The 19,219-nt window shown below is 70.7% G+C and carries 19 protein-coding genes; 7 read left to right on the top strand and 12 right to left on the bottom strand.

The genetic code is table 11. The features are described from left to right. Nucleotides 1–15: 15 nt before the first annotated feature. Nucleotides 16–507, bottom strand: a complete 492-nt coding sequence (locus ABGB12_RS20835; RefSeq protein ID WP_347680355.1) for a VOC family protein — start codon at nt 505–507, stop codon at nt 16–18. Then, a complete protein-coding gene (locus ABGB12_RS20830) occupies nt 504–1,376 on the bottom strand; it encodes a sigma-70 family RNA polymerase sigma factor (protein WP_347680353.1) in 873 nt (290 codons plus the stop codon). The genes ABGB12_RS20835 and ABGB12_RS20830 overlap by 4 nt, the downstream gene beginning before the upstream one ends. A 137-nt stretch (nt 1,377–1,513) precedes the next feature. Here ABGB12_RS20830 and ABGB12_RS20825 point away from each other — a divergent pair, with 137 nt between their 5' ends. Further along, nucleotides 1,514–1,927, top strand: a complete 414-nt coding sequence (locus ABGB12_RS20825; protein WP_347680351.1) for a VOC family protein — start codon at nt 1,514–1,516, stop codon at nt 1,925–1,927. Nucleotides 1,928–2,107: 180 nt separating this feature from the next. Here ABGB12_RS20825 and ABGB12_RS20820 read toward each other — a convergent pair whose 3' ends face one another. Together ABGB12_RS20820 and ABGB12_RS20815 are read right to left on the bottom strand one after the other, a co-directional pair. Further along, complete coding sequence (locus tag ABGB12_RS20820) at nt 2,108–2,638, bottom strand: hypothetical protein (protein ID WP_347680349.1); 531 nt, start codon at nt 2,636–2,638, stop codon at nt 2,108–2,110. Between the two features lie 653 nt (nt 2,639–3,291). After that, entirely contained in the window at nt 3,292–3,969 is a 678-nt protein-coding gene (locus ABGB12_RS20815; RefSeq protein WP_347680347.1) for an ATP-binding protein, read from the bottom strand. Between the two features lie 186 nt (nt 3,970–4,155). On the opposite strand from ABGB12_RS20815, the gene ABGB12_RS20810 reads away from it, so the two are divergent. The 3 genes from ABGB12_RS20810 to efeU all read left to right on the top strand — a co-directional run bounded on the left by ABGB12_RS20810 (nt 4,156) and on the right by efeU (nt 6,264). Then, entirely contained in the window at nt 4,156–5,013 is an 858-nt protein-coding gene (locus ABGB12_RS20810) for a helix-turn-helix transcriptional regulator (protein ID WP_347680345.1), read from the top strand. A gap of 26 nt (nt 5,014–5,039) precedes the next feature. Then, a complete protein-coding gene (locus tag ABGB12_RS20805) occupies nt 5,040–5,288 on the top strand; it encodes a DUF397 domain-containing protein (RefSeq protein ID WP_347680343.1) in 249 nt (82 codons plus the stop codon). Nucleotides 5,289–5,388: 100 nt separating this feature from the next. Beyond that, nucleotides 5,389–6,264 carry an iron uptake transporter permease EfeU gene (efeU, locus tag ABGB12_RS20800; protein WP_347680341.1) on the top strand — a complete coding sequence of 292 codons (876 nt, stop codon included), beginning with the start codon at nt 5,389–5,391 and terminating at the stop codon, nt 6,262–6,264. Between the two features lie 49 nt (nt 6,265–6,313). On the opposite strand, the gene efeB is transcribed toward efeU, so the two are convergent. From efeB to ABGB12_RS20780, 4 genes are all read right to left on the bottom strand, one after another. Further along, a complete protein-coding gene (gene efeB, locus ABGB12_RS20795; RefSeq protein ID WP_347680339.1) occupies nt 6,314–7,534 on the bottom strand; it encodes an iron uptake transporter deferrochelatase/peroxidase subunit in 1,221 nt (406 codons plus the stop codon). A gap of 3 nt (nt 7,535–7,537) precedes the next feature. Continuing rightward, entirely contained in the window at nt 7,538–8,653 is a 1,116-nt protein-coding gene (gene efeO / locus ABGB12_RS20790) for an iron uptake system protein EfeO (RefSeq protein WP_347680337.1), read from the bottom strand. 103 nt (nt 8,654–8,756) lie between these two features. Then, a complete protein-coding gene (locus ABGB12_RS20785; RefSeq protein WP_347680335.1) occupies nt 8,757–9,575 on the bottom strand; it encodes a thioesterase family protein in 819 nt (272 codons plus the stop codon). 103 nt (nt 9,576–9,678) lie between these two features. After that, complete coding sequence (locus tag ABGB12_RS20780) at nt 9,679–10,524, bottom strand: helix-turn-helix domain-containing protein (RefSeq protein WP_347680333.1); 846 nt, start codon at nt 10,522–10,524, stop codon at nt 9,679–9,681. Between the two features lie 61 nt (nt 10,525–10,585). On the opposite strand from ABGB12_RS20780, the gene ABGB12_RS20775 reads away from it, so the two are divergent. From ABGB12_RS20775 to ABGB12_RS20765, 3 genes are all read left to right on the top strand, one after another. Continuing rightward, nucleotides 10,586–11,302: a DUF2071 domain-containing protein gene (locus tag ABGB12_RS20775; RefSeq protein WP_347680331.1), complete on the top strand. Its 717-nt coding sequence runs from the start codon at nt 10,586–10,588 to the stop codon at nt 11,300–11,302. A gap of 75 nt (nt 11,303–11,377) precedes the next feature. Further along, entirely contained in the window at nt 11,378–11,950 is a 573-nt protein-coding gene (locus ABGB12_RS20770) for an XRE family transcriptional regulator (protein WP_347680329.1), read from the top strand. A 204-nt stretch (nt 11,951–12,154) separates the two neighbouring features. Beyond that, nucleotides 12,155–13,717, top strand: coding sequence for a sulfatase-like hydrolase/transferase (locus ABGB12_RS20765; RefSeq protein WP_347680327.1), 1,563 nt, complete (start codon nt 12,155–12,157; stop codon nt 13,715–13,717). Nucleotides 13,718–13,821: 104 nt separating this feature from the next. Here ABGB12_RS20765 and ABGB12_RS20760 read toward each other — a convergent pair whose 3' ends face one another. The 4 genes from ABGB12_RS20760 to ABGB12_RS20745 are packed head-to-tail and all read right to left on the bottom strand — an operon-like array spanning nt 13,822 to nt 19,218. Further along, nucleotides 13,822–15,603: an ABC transporter ATP-binding protein gene (locus tag ABGB12_RS20760; protein WP_347680325.1), complete on the bottom strand. Its 1,782-nt coding sequence runs from the start codon at nt 15,601–15,603 to the stop codon at nt 13,822–13,824. Beyond that, a complete protein-coding gene (locus ABGB12_RS20755) occupies nt 15,600–16,418 on the bottom strand; it encodes an ABC transporter permease (RefSeq protein ID WP_347680323.1) in 819 nt (272 codons plus the stop codon). Before ABGB12_RS20755 ends, ABGB12_RS20760 begins: the two co-directional genes overlap by 4 nt. Beyond that, nucleotides 16,415–17,362 (bottom strand): ABC transporter permease, encoded by a 948-nt coding sequence (locus ABGB12_RS20750; RefSeq protein ID WP_347680321.1) that lies wholly within the window; start codon nt 17,360–17,362, stop codon nt 16,415–16,417. The genes ABGB12_RS20755 and ABGB12_RS20750 overlap by 4 nt, the downstream gene beginning before the upstream one ends. Beyond that, complete coding sequence (locus tag ABGB12_RS20745; RefSeq protein WP_347680319.1) at nt 17,359–19,218, bottom strand: prolyl oligopeptidase family serine peptidase; 1,860 nt, start codon at nt 19,216–19,218, stop codon at nt 17,359–17,361. Before ABGB12_RS20745 ends, ABGB12_RS20750 begins: the two co-directional genes overlap by 4 nt. Nucleotide 19,219 lies beyond the last annotated feature (1 nt).

Here is a 19,219-nt window from a genome sequence, read left to right as displayed (position 1 = left end):
TTTCCTCGGCCGCGTTCAGGGCGCCCGGCGATCCCTCGCGGTGTGCGTCAGGGCTGCCTGTCGCGGCCGGGTGAATCGCAGCATGTTGCCCGAGGGATCGAGGAAGGCGCAGTCGCGGACGCCGTCGGGCTGGTCGATCGGTTCTTGCATCACTTCAGCGCCCGCGGCCTCGATGTGCGCGAAGGCGGCGTCGCAGTCGTCGGTCACGAAGACAAGACGGCCCAGCAGGCCCTTGGCCATCAGGCCTTCGATCGCCTGCCGGTCGGCCGGCGGGACACCCGGGTCCATGCCGGGCGACTCGAGGAGGATCTGCACGTCCGGCTGCGGCGGCGGGCCGACGCTCACCCGCCGCATCCCCTCGGATTCGACGTCATCGCGTACCTCGAAGCCGAGCACGTCGAGGTAGAAGCCGAGCGCCTCGTCGAGGTCGTGGACGGCGAGAGTGCAGGACGAGAGCTTGAGGTTCATGCCGGTCACGTCGCGGACCGGTCGGGAAGCAGAGTTCATTGCTCCTCCTTGTTGTCGGCGGGAAGAAAGACGATGTCGAGGTCGAGGAGCCGGTCCGGGTCGGCGTCGATGGCGATGCGGGTGATCTTCCCGTCGCTGATCGTGAACTCGAAGACGGCTTTGGGTCGGCCGCGGTGCGACCAGACGGCCGCCGGAACGCCGTCGACCAGGGCGAGCCGGGCGGCCTGAGCCCGTCCGGCGAAGAAAGCCGCCACCTCGTGGGCGCCGCGGACCTCGCCGACCACGGCGTCCGGATCGAGCAGCTCGAGCAGGGCGGCGAAATCCCCGTTCCGGGAGGCGGCGAGGAAGGCCGCGACGATTTCCCGCTTCGGGGACCGCGCGGCATCGGATGTCCCGGCCGCACCCTGCACCCGGCGCCGGGCCCGGCTGGCGAGTTGCCGGGCCGCCGCCGGGGAGCGGTCGATGACGGCGCCGATCTCGCCGAACGGCACGGCGAAGACGTCGTGCAGGACGAACGCGAGCCGCTCGGCGGGAGTCAGCGTGTCCAGCACCACCATCAGCGCGACACCGATCGAATCGGCCAGCAGCGCCTCGTCCTCGGGATCGGCCTGGCCGGCCGGATGGATGCTCGCATGCGGCACGGCCGGTTCGGGCGGCAGCGCCCCGGTCGACTCCTCACGCCGGGTCCGGCGTGCCTCGAGCATGTTCAGGCAGACCCGGGCGACGACCGTGGTCAGCCACCCGGCCGGATTCTCCACCTGGCCGGTGTCGGCGCGACTGACCCGCAGCCACGCCTCCTGCACCGCGTCCTCGGCCTCGCCGAGCGAGCCGAGCATCCGGTAGGCCACCGCCCGCAAGCGGCCCTGGTGCTCGGCGAACCGCTCGCTCAGCCAATCGTGCTCGACCATCTGTCACATTCCTCCGTCCGTGCCTGTCATACCGATTGACCGGCGAACCCACGCCGATGTGACAGCCGGGCCCGGCCCGGATGTCCGACCTGCCGGTTCTGGCAGCACATGCATCTCAAACACAAAGGGGACAAAGCATGAAAGCGCACGTCAGCTCGATCCTCCTCGGCGTCCGAGACCTGGACCAGGCCAAGCGGTTCTACACCGAGGGGCTCGGCTGGAAGATCAAGAACGACTACGGCATCTCGGTGTTCTTCGAGTCGGACGGAGCCTCGCCCGTCGGCTTCTACGGCCGCGAGGGCCTGGCCGGCCAGGTGGGCACGAGCCCGGAGGGCAGCGGCTTCAGCGGGCTGGTCCTCACCTACGTCGTCCGTAGCGAGGCACGGGTCGACGAGATCATCGCGGAGGCCGAGAAGGCCGGCGCCACGGTCCTCAAGCCCGCCGGCGCCCTGCCGTGGGGCGGGTACGGCGGCTCCTTCGCCGACCCGGACGGCTACATCTGGAGCCTCGGCTACAGCGCCCGGGGAACGGACCAGCCCTACGCGGAATAGCCGCTGAGGAAGGCCTCTGGCGAGTGCGGGGACCGGCCATCGCCGGGCACGCCGACCGGACTCCTCTGAACGGTTGGTCCCCCGACATGACCGGCGGGACCGTTACCGACGAATAGGTTCGGCGTCGACGCGGGATCGTGTCGACGCCGGACCGCCGCGCGTCGAGCGAATACCCCGAAATCAGTCCCTGTTCGGGCAGGGACTGGCGCTTCCGGCGCCGAAGGCGGGCACCCCGATCCACGCCATCACCAGCTTGCCCGGCACCGGGAGAGCACACCGCTCGTCCTCGTAGCGGCCCAGATACCTCCACGCTCCGACGCCCGTCCGGTGCCAGTAATGCGCGCCGACCACGTAGTAGTCGTCGTCCTTGGCCTTCCGCCCATAGACCACCCCGTAATAGAAGGTCCCGCGCGTCTCCACCTCGGTCGCGTCGTCGTCCGCGCCCGCTTCACGCGCGGCTTCGGCCAGCGCCAGCCTGGTCTGCTCGGTGACCTTCAGGGGCCAGGCGGTGCCGGGGGCCTCGCGTTCGTCTTCCGGGACGTCGGGGCTGGGGCTGAGGGGCATCACCGTGGGAGACGGGCTGGGAGCGGGAGGTTCTCCTGGCTCGTCGCCGTCGTCGGATCCGAGGACGACGGCGCATGACGTCGTGGCGGCGAGGACGGCCGCCGTCATGGACACCTTGAACCAGTCGGCCATCTTCTCGTCCTTCATTCACCGGACAATCAACCCGATCTTGCACGCTACCGGTGGCACCGTCGACTTCGGAAGCACGGAATTCGTCGGCGGTACCGTCAGAATTCGGCGAGGCGAGAGGATCCGCTTGGAGCCACTGGCCGGGGACGGCCTCCCGGGCGTCCTGAGCCTCACCACCACACGTCTTTCAGAAGGCGACGGTGTAGCGGACGCAGAGGCGGCCGTCGGTCGGCTATCGCCACTTGCTCGGGAATGACCTGATAACCGCGATCACCCAGACCAGGGCGGAAACACAGGAAACGACGGCTCCTCCGCCGACGAGCAGGAGGGAGAGGTAGGTCCGCCACCCTGTCTCCGCCATGGCGCAGCTGAAGTCGCAGACGGGCGGCGGTTCTCCCTCCGAAAGGCCGATCAACCATCCCGCCGAAACGCACAGCAGGCCGGCCAGCAGCGGGAAACACCCGATCCGCCAAGAGGAATTCTCTTCCCGCCACCCCATCCCCCCATGGTCTCCCGCTCCGACTCGTTCCCGCATCAGCCTGAGGTCTGATCTGAATGGATTCCCGCCAAGCCGGGTGCGGAGCCGCCGGGCCCTCGGCGCGTCGGCGGCCATCCCTGGGCGGGCGGTCTGCGTGGACCTGGACAGCTCCACCGCAGCGGGGATCTTCGTTTCAGAAGGCCACGGTGTAATGGACACGGAAGCGGCCGTCGGGCAGAGGCGCTGAACCCCATTCCTTGGACAGCAGGTCGAGGAGCCACAATCCGCGACCGTTCTCGGCGTCATTGGGCGGGGCGTCGGCCGTCAGCGACTCTGGCCCGCCTCCCCCGTCGGTGACTTCGACACTGACGATCCGTCCCGCCACCTCGGCCACGACGTCGACGGTGCCGCCGGGCTCGGCGGACCGGCTGTGCAGGCAGGCGTTCGAGAAGACCTCCGACAGCAGCAGAGCTGCCGTGTCCGCCGCGGGATGTTCGGCGCCGAGCCAGGCGGTGAACCAGCGGCGCACCGTCGCGGCCTGGTCGGGCGTTCCCGGGAAGGCCGCGGCGGCCCTCGGGACCGTCATCACGCCACCGTTCGGGCGATGTGCCGGGCGATCTGATCCATGTGGCATACCGAGTCCCACCGCCCCTCCCAGGTGAAGAACCCAGTCGTCGGCCCGCTCGACGGACCCGACGTCCAGCCACTCTCCGTGCCGTCCCTCCCTCGCCACCCGCAGCACGGCGCTCCCGAAGGCCGGGTTCACCAGGCAGGAGCTGCAGCCGTGCTCGCCGAGGGTTCGGCACAGCTCGGCGAGCAGCAGGAACCGGGTCACATGCGCAGGGACGAGGCTCGCCTGCGGTGTCGTCATCGCCACTCCCCGTGAGGTCGCCTGGGCAGCACGCATCGCCCGGAACTTTCCAGTTCCCGAGCCGGAGCGTGCCCGTCTCGCTACGCTGAGTTTGCAACTCACATCACTGAATTGTCCAGCACTTCTCTGCACTAGTACAAAAAACACAAGAGCAAAGCCGAGAAAATTCCCCAACAGGTGGCTGTTATGACAAATCGAACTAGTCCCACCGTACGCAGACGCAGACTGGCAAACGAGCTGCGGAAAATCCGCAAGGAGCTCGGCAAAACCAGAGAGGAGGCCGCAAAGTTTGCAGGCATCTCACCTGTCACGGTGACACGCATGGAAGCTGCCCTGCACTCACCCAAGCCTGCCGATGTTCTGGCATTGTGCAAGCTGTACGGCATCAGCGAAGAAAAGACCGAAGTCCTCGTCGCCCTCGCCCGGCAAAGCCGTCAGCGCGGTTGGTGGCAACGCTTCGGAGGAACGATCCCGGACTGGTTCTCCTTCTACGTCGGTCTGGAGGAAGAGGTCTCCGAACTCCGCACCTACCAGCCCGAGGTCGTGCTCGGCCTTCTCCAGACCGAGTCCTACATCAGGGCGATCATGCTGTCAGACGTCCATCTCCCTTCTAAGGAAGAGTTGGATAGCAGAGTCGCGGTCCGTTTGAAGCGACAGGAGCGGCTGAAGGGGCCTGACGCCATGAAGCTCTGGGCGGTCATCCACGAATCCGCTCTCAGGTCCATAGTCGGTGGGCGAGAGGTGATGAAGGAACAACTGCTTCACCTCATCCACCTGACGTGGCAGAACAACATCACGGTCCAGGCCATGCCGTTCTCGGCCGGAGCCCACCCGGGTAGCGACGGGGCCTTTGAAATACTGGGATTTCCCGAACCAAATGACCCAGACGTCGTGTACGTTCAATATCGTCGCGGCAGTCTCTACCTGGAGGACCACTCCGACATCGCTGCCTACGCAGAGATCTTCGACCATCTGCGGGCCAGGGCGCTCAGCCCGGACGAGTCCCGTGCACTCATCCAGCGGATCGCCGACGAGACGATCTGACTCGCTGAACCGAGGGACGGTTACCGATGCCGATTTACATCTCTCCCCCGTTCTGGCGCAAGAGCAGTCACAGCACACAGAACGGCTCCTGCGTGGAGGTCGCTCTCTGGCGCAAGAGCAGCTACAGCGACAACGGAGGGTTGAATTGCGTCGAAGTGGCCGACTTGGCTACGGCGATCGCGGTGCGGGACTCCAAACATCCGGAGGGAGCGAAGCTGGTCTTCTCCGGGCGGGCCTGGGCCGGGTTCACCGCGCGGGTCAAGCGCGGACTCTGAGTACTCCCTGCTCGGCCGTGTGAGGTCGGCGACAGGGGTCGCCTCCCCCTCCGGAGAAACTTAGGTTAGGGTGGCCTAAGTTCTAGGCTGGAGTGGCGGCATGTTCCTCGGTAACTATCTGATCGGTCTGCGTGAGGGGCTCGAAGCCGCTCTCGTGGTGAGCATCCTCATCGCCTATCTGGTGAAGACGGGCAACCGGCGTGCTCTGCTGCCGGTGTGGACCGGGGTCGGGATCGCGATCGCGCTGAGCGTGGCGTTCGGGATGGTCCTGCAGTTCCTGGTGGCGCAGGAGAACCATTTCAAGATCCAGGAGCTGGCGGGCGGGATCCTCTCGATCGTCGCGGTCGGGCTGGTCACCTGGATGATCTTCTGGATGCGCTCGGCGGCACGCGGCATCAAGGCCGAGCTGGAAGGCAAGCTCGACAGCGCGCTCGACATGGGGCCGCGCGCCCTGACGGTCGTGGCGTTCCTCGCGGTCGGACGCGAAGGACTGGAAACAGCGCTCTTCCTGTGGACGAACATCGCCCACTCCAACGGCTCACCCGTCCTGCCCGTGACGGGGGCGTTCGCGGGGCTGCTGACGGCCGTGCTGCTCGGCTACCTCCTGTACCGGGGCGGCCTGAACCTCAACCTCCAGCGGTTCTTCAAGTGGACGGGAGCCGCGCTCGTCGTCGTCGCGGCGGGCGTCCTCGGGTACGGCTTCCACGACCTGCAGGAAGCCGACGTCCTGCCGGGGCTGACGGCCGTCGCGTTGGAACCCTGGAAACTCTTCGACGAGTTCGGCACCGTCGGCGACTGGCTGCAGACGTTCTTCCAGGGCATCTTCAACGTCACGCCGCAGATCACCTGGCTGCAGCTCATCGCCTGGACCGCCTACCTGGTGCCCGTGATGTTCCTCTTCCTGCGGCCCACCGGGCCCGCACGGCCCGCCAAGCCCTCCGCTCCCGCCCCGGCGCCGAGCCCCGAGGCGGCCTGAGCCGCTGACCGGCCGGGCCCGAGAGGGGCCCGGCCGGATCCGAGCGGGCTCAGCCGAACAGCGTGTCGCCCCAGAAGCCGCCCTTCTCGACGCCGGGCGGGACCGCGTAGACGCCGCTGCCGACATGCTGGATGTACTCGTTCAGCAGGTCGGTGGCGAGGTTGCTCTGGACCTGGACGAACCCCTTGGTGACGTCCCGCTGGTAGGCGAGGAAGAACAGGCCCGCCTCCAGCCGTCCCAGACCGTCGGTGCCGTCGGTGAAGGAGTAGCCGCGGCGCAGGATCCTGGTTCCGCCGTTGCTGTCGGGGTGTGCCAGACGGACGTGCGCGCCGGGCTGCATCGCGTCCAGGACGACGGGATCGTGCTCCTTCTTCCGGCCGCCCTGGGACGCGCCTTCGCCCTTGGTGCGGCCGAAGATGTCCTCCTGCTCCTTCAGGGAGGTGCGGTCCCACGTCTCGATGTGCATGCGGATCCTGCGTGCGACGAGGTAGGAGCCCCCGGCCATCCAGGGCGCCCCGTCCTCGGCGGCCGCCCACACGTGCTGCTTGAGCCGGGCCTCATCGGTGCCGGGGACGTTGCTGGTGCCGTCCTTGAACCCGAACAGGTTGCGCGGCGTCTGGCTGTCGGGCGTCGTGGAGGACGTCTTGCCGAAGCCCAGCTGCGACCAGCGCACCGAGACGACGCCGAAGCCGATGCGGGCGAGGTTGCGGATGGCGTGCACGGCGACCTGCGGGTCGTCCGCGCACGCCTGGACGCACAGGTCGCCGCCGCTGCGGGCCGGGTCGAGTTTGTCCCCGGGGAAGTGCGGGAGGTCGACGAGAGCCGCGGGCCGCTGGTCCTCCATCCCGAACTTCGTGAACAGGGACGCCCCGAACCCGATGGTGAGGGTCAGCCGGGACGCGGGCAGGCCGAGCGCCTCGCCGGTGTCATCCGGCGGGCCGAGCGGGTTGCCGTTGGTGGCGCCGCGCCCCACGCTGGCGCCCTTGGTCATCGCCTCGGCGGCCTCGGTCCACTCCCGGAGCAGCTGGACGAACCGGGCCTTGTCCTCGGTGACGACGTCGAACGCGGCGAAGTGCAGCCGGTCCTGAACGGGGGTGGCGATTCCCGCCTGGTGGGCCCCGTGGAAGGGGATGACCCCTTCGGCCGCGTGCGACTCGTCCCGGTGTCCGCCGAGTCCGACGGCGCCGGCGCCGACGGCCGCGCTCGTGACGAGTCCCGTTCCGAGCACGGCGCGCCGGCTGACGGCGAAGCGCTTCTTCCCGCCCGCCATCGGTCAGCCCGCCACGGCGGCGAGCTTGGACAGCGGCTCGCCCAGAGCGTTGACGACGTCGGTGAGCTGCTTGCGCTCGCCCTCCTCGACGGTGTCGTAGGAGACGTACGAGCCGTCCTTCTCGTACTTCTTGAGCGCGTCGAACACGTCGGTGAAAGCCTCGTCGAGCGAGGCGGCCAGGGCCGCGTCCTTCTCCTGGACGACGGGCTTGAGCAGCTCGTAGACCTTGAAGGCGCCGTCGACGTTGGCCTTGAAGTCGACCAGGTCGGTGTGGGAGAACGCCTCCTCCTCACCGGTGATCTTGCCGGTGGCGACCTCGTCGAGGAGTTCCTTGGCGCCGTTGGCCATGGAGGCGGGCGTGATGTCGACGGTGTGGACCCGGTCCTGCAGATCCTTCAGGTCGGTCATCAGCTGGTCGGCGATCCCGTCCAGGCCCTTGGTGGACTTCTCCACCCACAGCGCCTTCTCTATCCGGTGCCAGCCGGTCCAGTTCTCGCGCTCCTCGTCGGTGAGGTCGGCCTCACGCGCGTCGATCTTCGGGTCGAGGTCCCCGAAGGACTCGGCGACGGGCTCGACGCTCTCCCAGCCGAACCGCGAGGGCGCGTACAGCTCCTTGGCGCCTTCGACGTCCCCGGCCTTGACCTTGGCCACGAACTGCCCGGTCTTGTCCACGGTGTCGGCGATCTGCTGGTCGATGTAGGTCCGGTAGTCGGCGACGGCCTTGGCCAGGCGCGGGTCGAGTTCACCGACCTCGCCGGAGACCTTGATGTCCTGCTTGATGCCGTCCCCGACCATGCCCGGCTTGCACACGATCTGCTGGTCGCCGGCGGGCAGCGAGACGGTGATCTCGTAGTTGGTGCCGGGCCCGATGTTCTCCTTCTCGGAGATGATCTTGCCGTCGGGCGCGTAGAAGTAGACCTCGGTGACCTTCGACCCGTTGTTGACGAGCTTGAAGGTGTTCTTTCCGGCGGGCAGGTCCGTCTTGGACACCTGGCACGCGGTGTCGGTGGAGGTCACGGTGAGCGCGCCGGTGTCGCCGCTCCCGGAGCCACCGCCACAGCCGGCCAGCACCGAGACACACAGCAGGCCGGTCACGCCGGCGATGGGAAGGGACCGCATGGGGGGCTCCAGGTTCAAGGGAAACTCTTGCGAGGACAGGTTAGCTTAGCCTCCCCTTACTTTGCTGCCGCCCCCACCGGAACCCCACCGGAGGCCGTCCCGCTCAGCCGACGGGAAGGAGGAGGGCGAGCTGGCGGGACATGGCGACCAGGTGCCCTTCGGAGTCCCAGATCTCGCCGTCCTCCTCCAGGACGCCGCCGGCGAGCAGCCTGGTGCCGAAGCGGACCTGGAGCCAGCCGGGGGCGGGCCTCCGGCGAAGGTGGACGGTCAGTTCGACGGTCGGCGCCAGCCCGGTCTCCACGACCTCGTAGACGGCCGGCGGAAAGGCGTCCGCGAACAGCGGAAGGGACGCGAGGTCGGGTTCACGCCCGTCGGCGAACCGGATCCAGCCCTCGATGACGGCCCGGTCGGAGGTGCGCCCGGTGGACCAGCGGCTGACGGGAGCGACCCGGTAGTCGAAGCGTCCGACCATGTCGGCCTCGGCTCCGACGACGCCGGGCGCGGCCTTGACGCAGTCGTCGGGGTCGGGCAGCCTCGGCGGCGGCACCGTCAGGACCGCCAGGGCCGTCTCGTCCGTCTGCGGCCCCAGCGTGGCCAGCACCCGGACCCGTTCCTTCCCCCGCTGGCGGAGCCGGGCCTCCACCGTGCTCTTCAACCGCCCGAGCTTGACGACGTCCGCCGCCAGCTCGGCCGCCCCGACCTCCCCGGGCCGCAGATAGTGGGCGTTCACCGAATAGGGCCGGGAACCGGGCACCGCTTCGGCCGCCGCCCCCAGAGCCAGCGCCAGCAGATAACCACCGTTGGGCTGCCCGCCGATCGCCCCCCACCCGGAACGGACCTCGGCGGTCCAGGTGTTCTCCCCGGCCGGAGTCAGCGCGGTGTCGGCGTCGAAACGAAAGGAACTTCGGATTCCACTTGTCATCATCGGGCTCTCCCTTTGTGATTAATCAAGGGTATGAGCCGATATCTTCCGCCGACTATTACGCACCAGATAATGAAAACCCGGAATCCATATTTCCCGGTGGTCAGGAGAGTTCTTCGAGGGCTCTGCGGGTCTCGGGGTCGGCGGGGAAGAAGGACTCGATGGCCAGTTCGGCGACGGTGATGTCGGCGGCCGTGCCGAAGACCGTCATGGTGCTGAAGAATTCGAGTTCCCGGTCTCCCACGCGCAGGCGCATGGGCAGGAGGACGTCGGCGGCCTCGTTTCCCGTCGCGACGGGAGTCCCCTTCACGCCGGGATAGGAGGAGACCTCCTCGTAGAGTCCGGCGAGTTCGTCGTCGAGACTCACCGCGATCTGGCGGCGCAGGCGGGCCAGGAGGTGTTCGCGCCACTGGTCGAAGTTGACGACGTGCGGAGCCAGGCCGTCGGGGTGCAGGCTGACGCGCATGACGTTGATCGGGGATTCCAGGAGGTGCGGGGCGACGAGCATCGCCAGGAGCGCCACGCCCTGGTTCAGTTCGACGACGTTCCAGCGGCGGTCGACGAGCAGGGCGGGCGCGGGCTCGTGGGCCTTCAGGATGCGGCGGGCCGCCTCGCGCACCGCTTCGAGCTCCACGTCCTCCAGGGACGTCTCCCGGTAGACGGGGGCGTGGCCGGCGGCCAGCAGCAGGCGGTTGCGCTCCCGCAGGGCCAGTTCCAGGCGGTCGGCCAGTTTGCCGATCAGCTCCGGGCTGGGGTTGGCCCTTCCCGTCTCCACGAAACTCAGGTGCCGTTGGGAGACCTCGGTCTGCAGGGCGAGCGCGAACTGGCTGAGACCCCGTTCCTCCCGCAGTTCCCGCAGCAGCATTCCCACCGGCTGCTGATACCGGTAACGGAGTGCCGTCCTTCTCGCCTCGGTCTCCACGTCCACCAGCCTTCCCGCGGCGTCCACCCGGTCCAGCCGAGGATAACCCGCCGGTCCGTCCCGTTCCCGGCTGTATACGCTGCGAAGAATGGACGGGCGGCCTCCACACCTCATCCCTTGTTCGTTCACCGGGCAGAGCTGGCGGGACGTCGTCTTCCTGCATTGGCGGACCGAGCCCGAGGTGGTGGCCCCGCTGCTGCCTCCCGGCGTCGCGCCCGACCTGGTGGACGGTTCCGCGTGGATAGGCGTCATCGGCCTGCGGATGACCGCGCTCAGTCTGGCGGGCGTCCCGTACCCGTCATTCCTGGAGTTGAACGTCCGCCTGTACGGCAGGGACGGAGACGGCCAGAGGGGTGTCGTCTTCCGCGCCATGGAGGCCGGTGACCCGGTGTTCGCCGCGGCGTCCAGAGCGGCGCTCCGCCTCCCCTACGCCTGGGCTTCCATGCGCTTCGCCCATGCCGGTGACCGCGTCTCCTACGCCACGCGGCGCGTCCTGCCCGGAGCCGGACGCGCCGGGGTGCGGATGCGGGTGAGGGTCGGCGAACCGATCCCCCGCCCGACCTCCGCCGAGATCGCGCTCACCGCCCGCTGGGCCCTGCACCAGCGCTGGTACGGGCCCACTCTGCGCGTCCCCGTCCACCACCCCGCCTGGCTTCTGCACCGGGCCGGGCTCCTGGAGTGGCACGACGACGGCCTCCTGGCCTCCTGCGGCCTGCCGCCCCTCCCCCACCCGCCCGAGAGCGTGCTCTACGCCCCCGCGACGACCGTCCGCATAGGCCTCCCGTCCCGGCTCTCGTCGCGCTGAAGCCCCGGCGCCCGGCCGTTTGGGATCTCGGGGCCACCCGGCCATGATGGGGGCGACGGAAAGGACGGGTGGACGGTGAACGAGGCGGCGGAGCAGGTCGAGGCGGCCGGGTCGCCGCTGCGCGCGGTGGTCGCGGACAACGTCCGGCGGATCCGGCTGGCGCGGGGGCTGAGCCTGCGGGAACTGTCGGAGCTGACGGGGGTCAGCAAGGCGCTGCTGTCCCAGATCGAGCGGGGGGTGGCCAACCCGACGATCGAGGTGCTGTCCCGGGTGGCGGCGGCGCTCGGGGAGGACTTCCTGGAGCTGGCCCGGCCCCGCCTGACCGGCCCGGAGGTGCTGCGGGCCGAAGAGGCGGCGGAGGCGGAGCCGAGTGTGCGGACGCTGTTCGGCTCCTGGGAGCGGCGGCGGTTCGAGCTCTCCGAGGGGAGGATCCCGCCGCACACGAGCAGCGTCAAGAACGCGCACGGCGAAGGGTCCGTCGAGTACGCCTACGTGGTGGCGGGGGCGATCACTCTCGGCTCGCAGGGCTGGTCGGTCGACCTGGGGGCAGGTGACGCCGTGCGTTTCGCCGCCGAGCACGACCACGTGTACACCACGGGGGACGAGCCGGCCCGCGTCCTGACCCTCGTGTCGTTCGACGGCGCCTGAGGGTTCGATAACGATCTTGCATCCCGCTCATCTCCCGTGGGTGACAGTCGGGCGGAGACACTCCCCGCACGCCCGGCCCACCGTTATCGTCTAGCGACATCACCTCCCGATATCCGTCATCGATGCCATGTCGGAGAACGGCACCCGCCCCGCCCCCGACCGTGGAGAGCCGTGAGCCCGCACGACCCGTCTCCGCCTTCACCCGTGCGTGAGGGCAGCGCCCGTCGTCGTTTCCTGCTCGGACTGGGGGGCCTCGCCGCGGCCATCGCACTGCCCCCGGCCGCTCCGGTCACCGCCTCCCTCCCCACCGGATCGGGCGCAGGCCTCGCCCCGGGCCGGAACGTGCCACCGCTGCGGGACAAGCAGGCCGCCGCCGGCCCCCGGGGAGCACAGGCGCAGACGCCGACGCGCCGCAGGGCGCCCCGGCGGCCGAACTTCGTGGTGATCCTCGCCGACGACTTCGGCTACGGCGAGATCGGCGTCCAGGGCCAGAAGAAGATCAAGACTCCGAGGATCGACCGCATGGCCCGCGAAGGCCTGCGGTTCACCGACGCCTACGCCCCCGCCCCCGTCTGCGCGCCGGCCCGCGCCTCCCTGCTGACCGGGCTGCACGGCGGGCACGCCCCCGTCCGCCGCAACCCTCCCAAGGCCGGCGACCTGCCGCTGCCCAAGGGCATCCCGACGATCGCCACCATGCTCAAGCGAGTCGGCTACCGCACCGGCGTCTTCGGCAAATGGGGCTTCGGCGGGCCGATGCCCCGCAATATCTCCCACCCCGACCAGCTCGGATTCGACGAGTTCTACGGCTACCTCACCCACTTCGCGGCCAAGCACTACTACCCCGACCGCCTGTGGGACGGACGCCAGGCCGTGCCGCTACCGGGCAACGCCGGCGACAAGGGCCCTCACTACGGGCCCGACCTCATCATGGACCGCGCCCTGGACTTCGCGGTCCGTGGCGGGGACGACCCGTTCCTGCTCCTGCTGACCCTGCCGCTCCCGCACGCCCACACCGCCCCGCCCCCCGAACTCGGCCCCTACGCCGAGAAGGACTGGCGAAGAGCCGACAAGGTCCACGCCGCGAAGATCACCCGCCTGGACACCTACGTCGGCCGCCTCCTGGACACACTGCGCGCCCGCGGCCTGGACGAGGACACCATCGTCATCCTCACCGGCGACAACGGCCCCCACGAGGAAGACGGCGTCAACGCGGACTTCTTCAACGCAGGCGGCCCCTACCGCGGCGTCAAGCGCAACCTCTACGAGGGCGGCATCCGGGTGCCCTTCATCGCCTGGTCACCCAAGATCATGGCCAGGACCAGGGGAAAGAAGACCGACCACCCCACCGTGCACTACGACCTGCTCGCCACCTTCGCCGACTTCGCCGGAATCCGCCCTGTGCGCGGCACCGACGGCCTGTCCCTGCGCAAAGTGCTCACCGGCCAGAAGAACCCGCCCCGCCACGAATACCTGTACTGGAACCGCCTGCACGCCGGCGCCACCCCCACCCACCGCAAAGAGGACGGCGGCCGCGGCCGCAACGCCGCCGCCGCCGTGCGGTTCGGCCGCTGGAAAGCCGTCGGCTTCGCCCCCGGCCAGGCCTACACCCAGCCGGACTCCACATGGACCATCGAACTCTACGACCTGGCCAAGGACCCCGGCGAGAAACACGACCTCGCCAAGAAGCACCCCGACCTCGTCCGGAGAGCCCGCCGCCACATGCGCCAGGCGTGGCGCACCCCGGTGTCCTGGAAACTCATCAGCTGACCGCGCGGACGGCGATCGACCGCGCCCTCGGGCCGCTGTTCCTCTCCGACCGCGAACCCGTCGCGGGTTTCGGGCTCATGCGGACCGGGCCCGCCTGAGCGGCCTCAGTCCGGTCGGCGGTCAGGGTCGGGGACGCTCGCCAGCAGGGTCCGCGTGTAGTCGTCGGCGGGCTCGTCGAGGACCCGGCCGGTGGGGCCGTGCTCCCGGCAGCGCCCCTCGCTCAGCACGTAGACCCGGTCGGTGACCTGCCGGACCACGGCGAGGTCGTGGGTGATGAACAACAGCGCCATCGACAACGAGGTCCTGAGCTCGGTGAGCAGGCCGAGGATCTGGGCCTGGACGGAGACGTCCAGCGCGGAGACGGCCTCGTCGCAGATCAGCAGCGCGGGACGTCCGGCGATGGCGCGGGCGATGGCCACCCGCTGGCGTTCTCCGCCCGACATCCCGGCGGGCGGCCGGGCCGCGGCCTCCGGTCTCAACCCGACCGTCTCCAGGAGCGCGGCGACCTCGGCCTTGCCCCCGTCCCGGCCCGCCGCCCGCAGCGCCTCGGACAGGACCGCGCCGATCGAGCGCACGGGGTTGAGCGAGGAGTACGGGTCCTGGAAGACCATCTGGACGGTGCGCAGCGCCCGTGCCCGTTCGTCTCGGGGCAGCGCCCCCAGGTCGGAGTACTCCAGGCCGTCCAGCGTGATCGTCCCGCCGTCGGGCCGTTCCAGCCCGACCACGCAGCGGGCCAGGGTCGTCTTGCCCGAGCCGGACTCCCCCACGACGCCGACGGCCTCGCCCGGCGCGACCCGCAGGTCGATGCCGGCGAGCGCGGGCCGTGAGGCGCCCCGGAAGGTCCGGGTGAGCCCGCGGACCTCCAGCAGCGGGGCGGCCTCCTCGCCGACCGGCTCGGCGGGCGCTTCCACGGCGGGCTCCGCCTCGGGCGTTCCGGCGAGTTCGGCGGCCCGGACGCAGGCCGAAGTCCGGCCTTCCCCGGCCGGGACGGGCTCGGGCGTCCCCGCCCAGCACACGTCGGCGGCGTGCGCGCAGCGGTCGGCGAAGCCGCAGCGTCCGGCGGTCTCGTCGTGTGCGGGCACGTTGCCGGGCACCGAGGGAAGGACGGCGAGGCGGCGGTCCAGCGGAGGTTCGGCGGCCAGCAGCGCCCGCGTGTAGGGGTGCCGGGGCTCGCGGCGGAGTTCCCGGCCCGGACCGGTCTCCATGATCCGCCCCGCGTACAGCACCAGGACGTCGTCGCACATCGAGAACGCCACCCGCAGGTCATGGGTGATCAGGACGAACGCCATGCCGCGTTCCCGCTGGATGCGCCTGATCAGGGTCAGGACCTCGCGCTGCGTCGTCACGTCCAGTGCGGTCGTCGGCTCGTCCGCCACCAGGATCCGCGGGTCGCCGGACAGCGCGCAGGCCAGGCCGACCCGCTGCCGCATGCCGCCGGACAGCTGGAACGGGTAGCGGGCGGCGACCTCGGCGGGCAGCCCGACCTCGGCGAGCCTCCGCGCCACCTCCTCGCCGTTCCGCCGGTCCCCGGGCAGCCCGTCCGCGATCTGGCGGCCCACCTTGCGCAGGGGGTTGAGCAGGGTGAACGGGTCCTGGAGGAGCAGGGAGACGGTCGTCCCGCGCAGCCGCCGCAACGCCCGGGGATCGGCCGAGACGTCGGTTCCGGCGAGGCTCACCCGTCCTTCGGCGGTCAGGCCCGCCGGGAGCAGCCCGAGCACGGCGCGGGCGGTCAGCGACTTGCCCGAACCCGACTCGCCGACGATCGCGAGCGACCGTCCCGCCTCCACCTCGAAGCCGACGTCCGACAGCAGCGTGCGCCCGTCGGCCTTCCGGCCGACCCGAAGGCCGTCCACCCGGACCAGGGGGAGCCCTTTCGCCTGGTTCACCTGGCCAGCCTCCGTGCCTCGGCCCGTTCCTGGAGCCAGTCCCCGACGACGGTGACCGCCGCGGCCGTGATCATGATCGCCAGTCCCGGGGCGACCGCGGCCCACGGGTTGGTGAACAGCTGCCCCTTGTTGTCGGAGAGCGTGCGGCCCCAGTCCGGCGAGCCCGCCGCGACGCCCAGCCCGAGGAACGACAACGACGCCAGCGAGACCAGCGCGTAGGCGAAGTTGAGGAAGGCGCCGGCCAGCGCGACGGGCACGACGTTCGGCCACACGTGACGCGACATGATCCGCCACGACGACAGGTTCTGCAGCCTGGCCGCCTCCACGTAGGGCCTGGTGCGCTGCTCCAGCACCGCCCCGCGGACGACCCTCGCGTCCGTCGGCGCGAACAGCACGATCAGGACGGCGACCGCCACCCCGAACCCGCCGCCCATGGTCCCGGCGACGACGATCGCGACGAGCAGCGCGGGCACCGAGAGCATCAGGTCGGCCCAGCGCATCGCGACCGTGTCGGCCCAGCCGCCGAGGTAGCCGGCGGGCAGCCCGATCAGGTTGCCGAGCAGCATCGAGCCCGCGCTGACCGCGAGGGCGCCGAGCACCGCCGTCCTCGCCCCGGCGACCAGCAGCTGCAGCACGTCCCGGCCCAGGTCGTCGGTGCCGAGCGGATGGCCGGGCCCGGGGTAGGTGATGCCGATGGCGAGGTCCTGCCGGGTGGCGTCCGGGACGATCAGCCAGCCGAACAGCGCCGCCGTCATCGCGACGGCCACGACGGCGAGCGCGACCAGGACGGCGGGGCCGGGCAGTCGCCGCCTCACCGGGACGCCCCGAACCGGATGCGCGGGTCCGCGAGGGTGTAGCCGACGTCCACGAGCAGGTTCACCGCCGAGATGAGCAGGGTCAGCAGCAGCGCCAGCGCCTGGACGACGGGCATGTCCTTGAAGGTGACCGAGTCGACCAGCAGGGTGCCCAGGCCGGGCAGCGCGAAGGTCACCTCGACCAGGACGGTCCCGGCGAGCGTGCTGGTGAGGATCAGCCCGAGCGCGGTCAGGATCGGGATGAGCGAGTTGCGCAGCGCGTAATGGACGATGAGCCGGTTCGGCAGGCCGCGCGCCCGGGCGAAGACGAGGTGGTCCTGGTCGAGTTCGCGGATCAGCGCGGCCCGCGTGAACCGGACGAGGAGCCCGGCCGAGCCCACTGCGAGAGCGGCGGCGGGCAGCGTCAGATGCCGGATCCGGTCGGCGAAGCCCTCGCCCTCCCCGTAGACCGGGAACCACTGGAGGTAGACGGCGAAGGCCATGAGCAGGACGAGCCCGACCGCGAACGGAGGCGCGCTCATCCCCGCCACCGCCGTGACGACTGCGGCCCGGTCGGCGGCGCGGCCCCGCCGGAACGCGCCGATGACGCCCAGCGGCAGGCCGATCAGGGTGGCGAGCAGTGTGCCGTAGCCGATGAGTTCGAGGGTCAGCGGCAGCCTGCTCCCGATCGCCTCGGTGACGGGGATCCCCGTCCGGATCGACGTGCCGAAGTCGCCTTGGAGGACGCCGCCGAGCCACCGCAGGTACTGCACCACGACGGGGTCGTCCAGGTGGTACCGGGCGCGGATCGCCGCGAGCGCCTCGGGCGAGGCGGGCCTGCTGCCTTGGAGCGTCTGCTCCACCGACCCCGGCGCGAGGTAGAGCAGGCCGAACACCCCGATGGACAGGAGCACCAGCACGGCGAGTGTGCCGAGCAGCCTGCGCGCCAGGAATCCGCCGGTCATGCCAGCACACCGTGCCGGGTCAGCCAGTCCAGGATCCGGTCGCGGGCGTCGGCGCAGTGCTCCGGCTCGACCAGCTCGTGCCCTTCGCGGGGATACGTCACCAGCTGGGCCGGGACCTCGGCGGCGAAGGCCCGGTAGAGCCGTTCGGCCTCGCCGAGCGTGGTGACCCTGTCCTGCTCCCCGTGCAGGATCAGCGTCGGCGTGCTGACGTCCATGGCGTGGAAGATAGGCGAGCGGGCGGCGAGGAATTCCCGGCCCTCCCTGGTGGCGGGGTCGGCATCCCAGTGGTAGACGGCGTCGTAGCCGCCTCCGATGACGCTCGTCGTGCGGAAGCTCACCCAGTCCGGCACCCCGGACATGACCACCGCCGCACGGAACCGGCGGGTCTGGGTGACCGCCCAGGCCGTCAGGTAGCCGCCGTAGCTCAGACCCGCGATCGCCTGCCGTTCCGGGTCGGCGACCCCGTCGGCGATCAGCTTGTCGGCTCCGGCCAGGACGTCGTCGAGGTCGGCCTCGCCGAAGCGGCCGATGACGGCGCGGGCGTGGTCCTGGCCGCGTCCGCTGCTGCCGCGCGGGTTGGGCAGCAGCACGGCCGCGCCCGCCAGTGCCAGCGGCAGCGCCATCTGGTTGGACTCGGCCGGCGCGAACCACTGCGCCCACAGCCAGGTCGGCCCGCCGTGCGCCAGGACGACCAGCGGGAACGGGCCGGAGCCCATGGGCCGGATCAGCAGACCCTCGATGCTCCGCCCGTCGGGGGCGTGCCAGCGCAACTCTTCGCGGACGAGCCCCTCGGCGAGGGGGGCCAGCGCGGTGTTGAAACCGGTGAGGGAGGTGAACCCGCCGGTCGTGAGCGAGCCGACGGCCACTTCCGGGGGTCGTGCCGGATCCTCCCAGACCGCCGCGACCCGGTCAGGGCCGCAGGGGGCGAGGGAGGGCTGGCCGTCCCTGCCGCCGAGCGCGCCGGAGGCCGTCCAGCGGTGCGGGAGCGTGCCGTCCGCCCGGAGGACCCCGCCGTGGACGCCCGTCCCGGACCAGCCGGTGAACCACAGGGTGTCCGCGTCGAGCCAGCCGAGATCGGTGACGTCGTCGACGGCGTCCCAACGGGTGGTCTCGCCCGAGCCGAGGTCGACGTGCAGCACCTGGCCGGAGACGATCGACAGGCCCTCCACCACCACCACGCGGGTGCCGTCGGGGCTGAACCGGGGGCGGGCCAGCTGCCAGGGGGTGGTCAGCAGCGTCCGGGTGGAGCCGTCCCTCAGGTCCACGAGGGCGAGTTCGGGCCGGTAGTAGCCGCTGGGCGCGGGGTCCGCGGAGACGACGGCGACGGCCGTGTCGCCGCCCTGCCAGTCCGCCTCCCACACGGTGTGCGTGCCGAGCGGGACGACCGTGGATCCGGGCGTACCGGCGCGGGCCAGGACGAGGCGGCGCAGCCGGGCGCCCGGGACGTCCGTGAACGGGTCCTCGGCCGCGGGGACCCGCAGGCCGAGGTGCATGCCGTCCCGGTCGCTGCCGGGGTCGGCCACGCGGGCGAGGATCCGGCCGTCGGCGGTCGCGGTGAGGTCCTCGACCGCCCCGTCGACGGGCAGGGACCACAGGACCTCCCCTGTCCGCGGGTCGAGTTCCTCGATCCGGTCGAGCCCGCCCGCGGCGGCGACCAGCCGTCCGGTGCCCGGGATCCAGCGGAGCAGGGTGTGGTTCGTCTCCGGGAGCGGCCGGGGACGCTCGTCGGCGCCGAGCACATGGACCACCTGGCCTTCGCCGGAGAGCACCGTGAAGGCGATCGTCCCGCCGTCGGCGGTGACGTCCATCGGAAGGCGGACGGCGGCCAGTGCCTCGTGCGCCGCGCGAGCGTCCATC

Source organism: Actinocorallia sp. B10E7, assembly GCF_039871655.1.
Classification (GTDB): Bacteria; Actinomycetota; Actinomycetes; order Streptosporangiales; family Streptosporangiaceae; genus Actinocorallia.
This window is presented reverse-complemented; position numbering and strand designations above follow the sequence as displayed.

Coding starts and splice junctions, on each gene's coding strand:
- ABGB12_RS20835 (WP_347680355.1), bottom strand. CDS start 507: ATGAACTCTGCTTCCCGACCGGTCCGCGACGTGACCGGCATGAACCTC.
- ABGB12_RS20830 (WP_347680353.1), bottom strand. CDS start 1,376: ATGGTCGAGCACGATTGGCTGAGCGAGCGGTTCGCCGAGCACCAGGGC.
- ABGB12_RS20825 (WP_347680351.1), top strand. CDS start 1,514: ATGAAAGCGCACGTCAGCTCGATCCTCCTCGGCGTCCGAGACCTGGAC.
- ABGB12_RS20820 (WP_347680349.1), bottom strand. CDS start 2,638: ATGAAGGACGAGAAGATGGCCGACTGGTTCAAGGTGTCCATGACGGCG.
- ABGB12_RS20815 (WP_347680347.1), bottom strand. CDS start 3,969: ATGACGACACCGCAGGCGAGCCTCGTCCCTGCGCATGTGACCCGGTTC.
- ABGB12_RS20810 (WP_347680345.1), top strand. CDS start 4,156: ATGACAAATCGAACTAGTCCCACCGTACGCAGACGCAGACTGGCAAAC.
- ABGB12_RS20805 (WP_347680343.1), top strand. CDS start 5,040: ATGCCGATTTACATCTCTCCCCCGTTCTGGCGCAAGAGCAGTCACAGC.
- efeU (WP_347680341.1), top strand. CDS start 5,389: ATGTTCCTCGGTAACTATCTGATCGGTCTGCGTGAGGGGCTCGAAGCC.
- efeB (WP_347680339.1), bottom strand. CDS start 7,534: ATGGCGGGCGGGAAGAAGCGCTTCGCCGTCAGCCGGCGCGCCGTGCTC.
- efeO (WP_347680337.1), bottom strand. CDS start 8,653: ATGCGGTCCCTTCCCATCGCCGGCGTGACCGGCCTGCTGTGTGTCTCG.
- ABGB12_RS20785 (WP_347680335.1), bottom strand. CDS start 9,575: ATGACAAGTGGAATCCGAAGTTCCTTTCGTTTCGACGCCGACACCGCG.
- ABGB12_RS20775 (WP_347680331.1), top strand. CDS start 10,586: ATGGACGGGCGGCCTCCACACCTCATCCCTTGTTCGTTCACCGGGCAG.
- ABGB12_RS20750 (WP_347680321.1), bottom strand. CDS start 17,362: ATGACCGGCGGATTCCTGGCGCGCAGGCTGCTCGGCACACTCGCCGTG.
- ABGB12_RS20745 (WP_347680319.1), bottom strand. CDS start 19,218: ATGGACGCTCGCGCGGCGCACGAGGCACTGGCCGCCGTCCGCCTTCCG.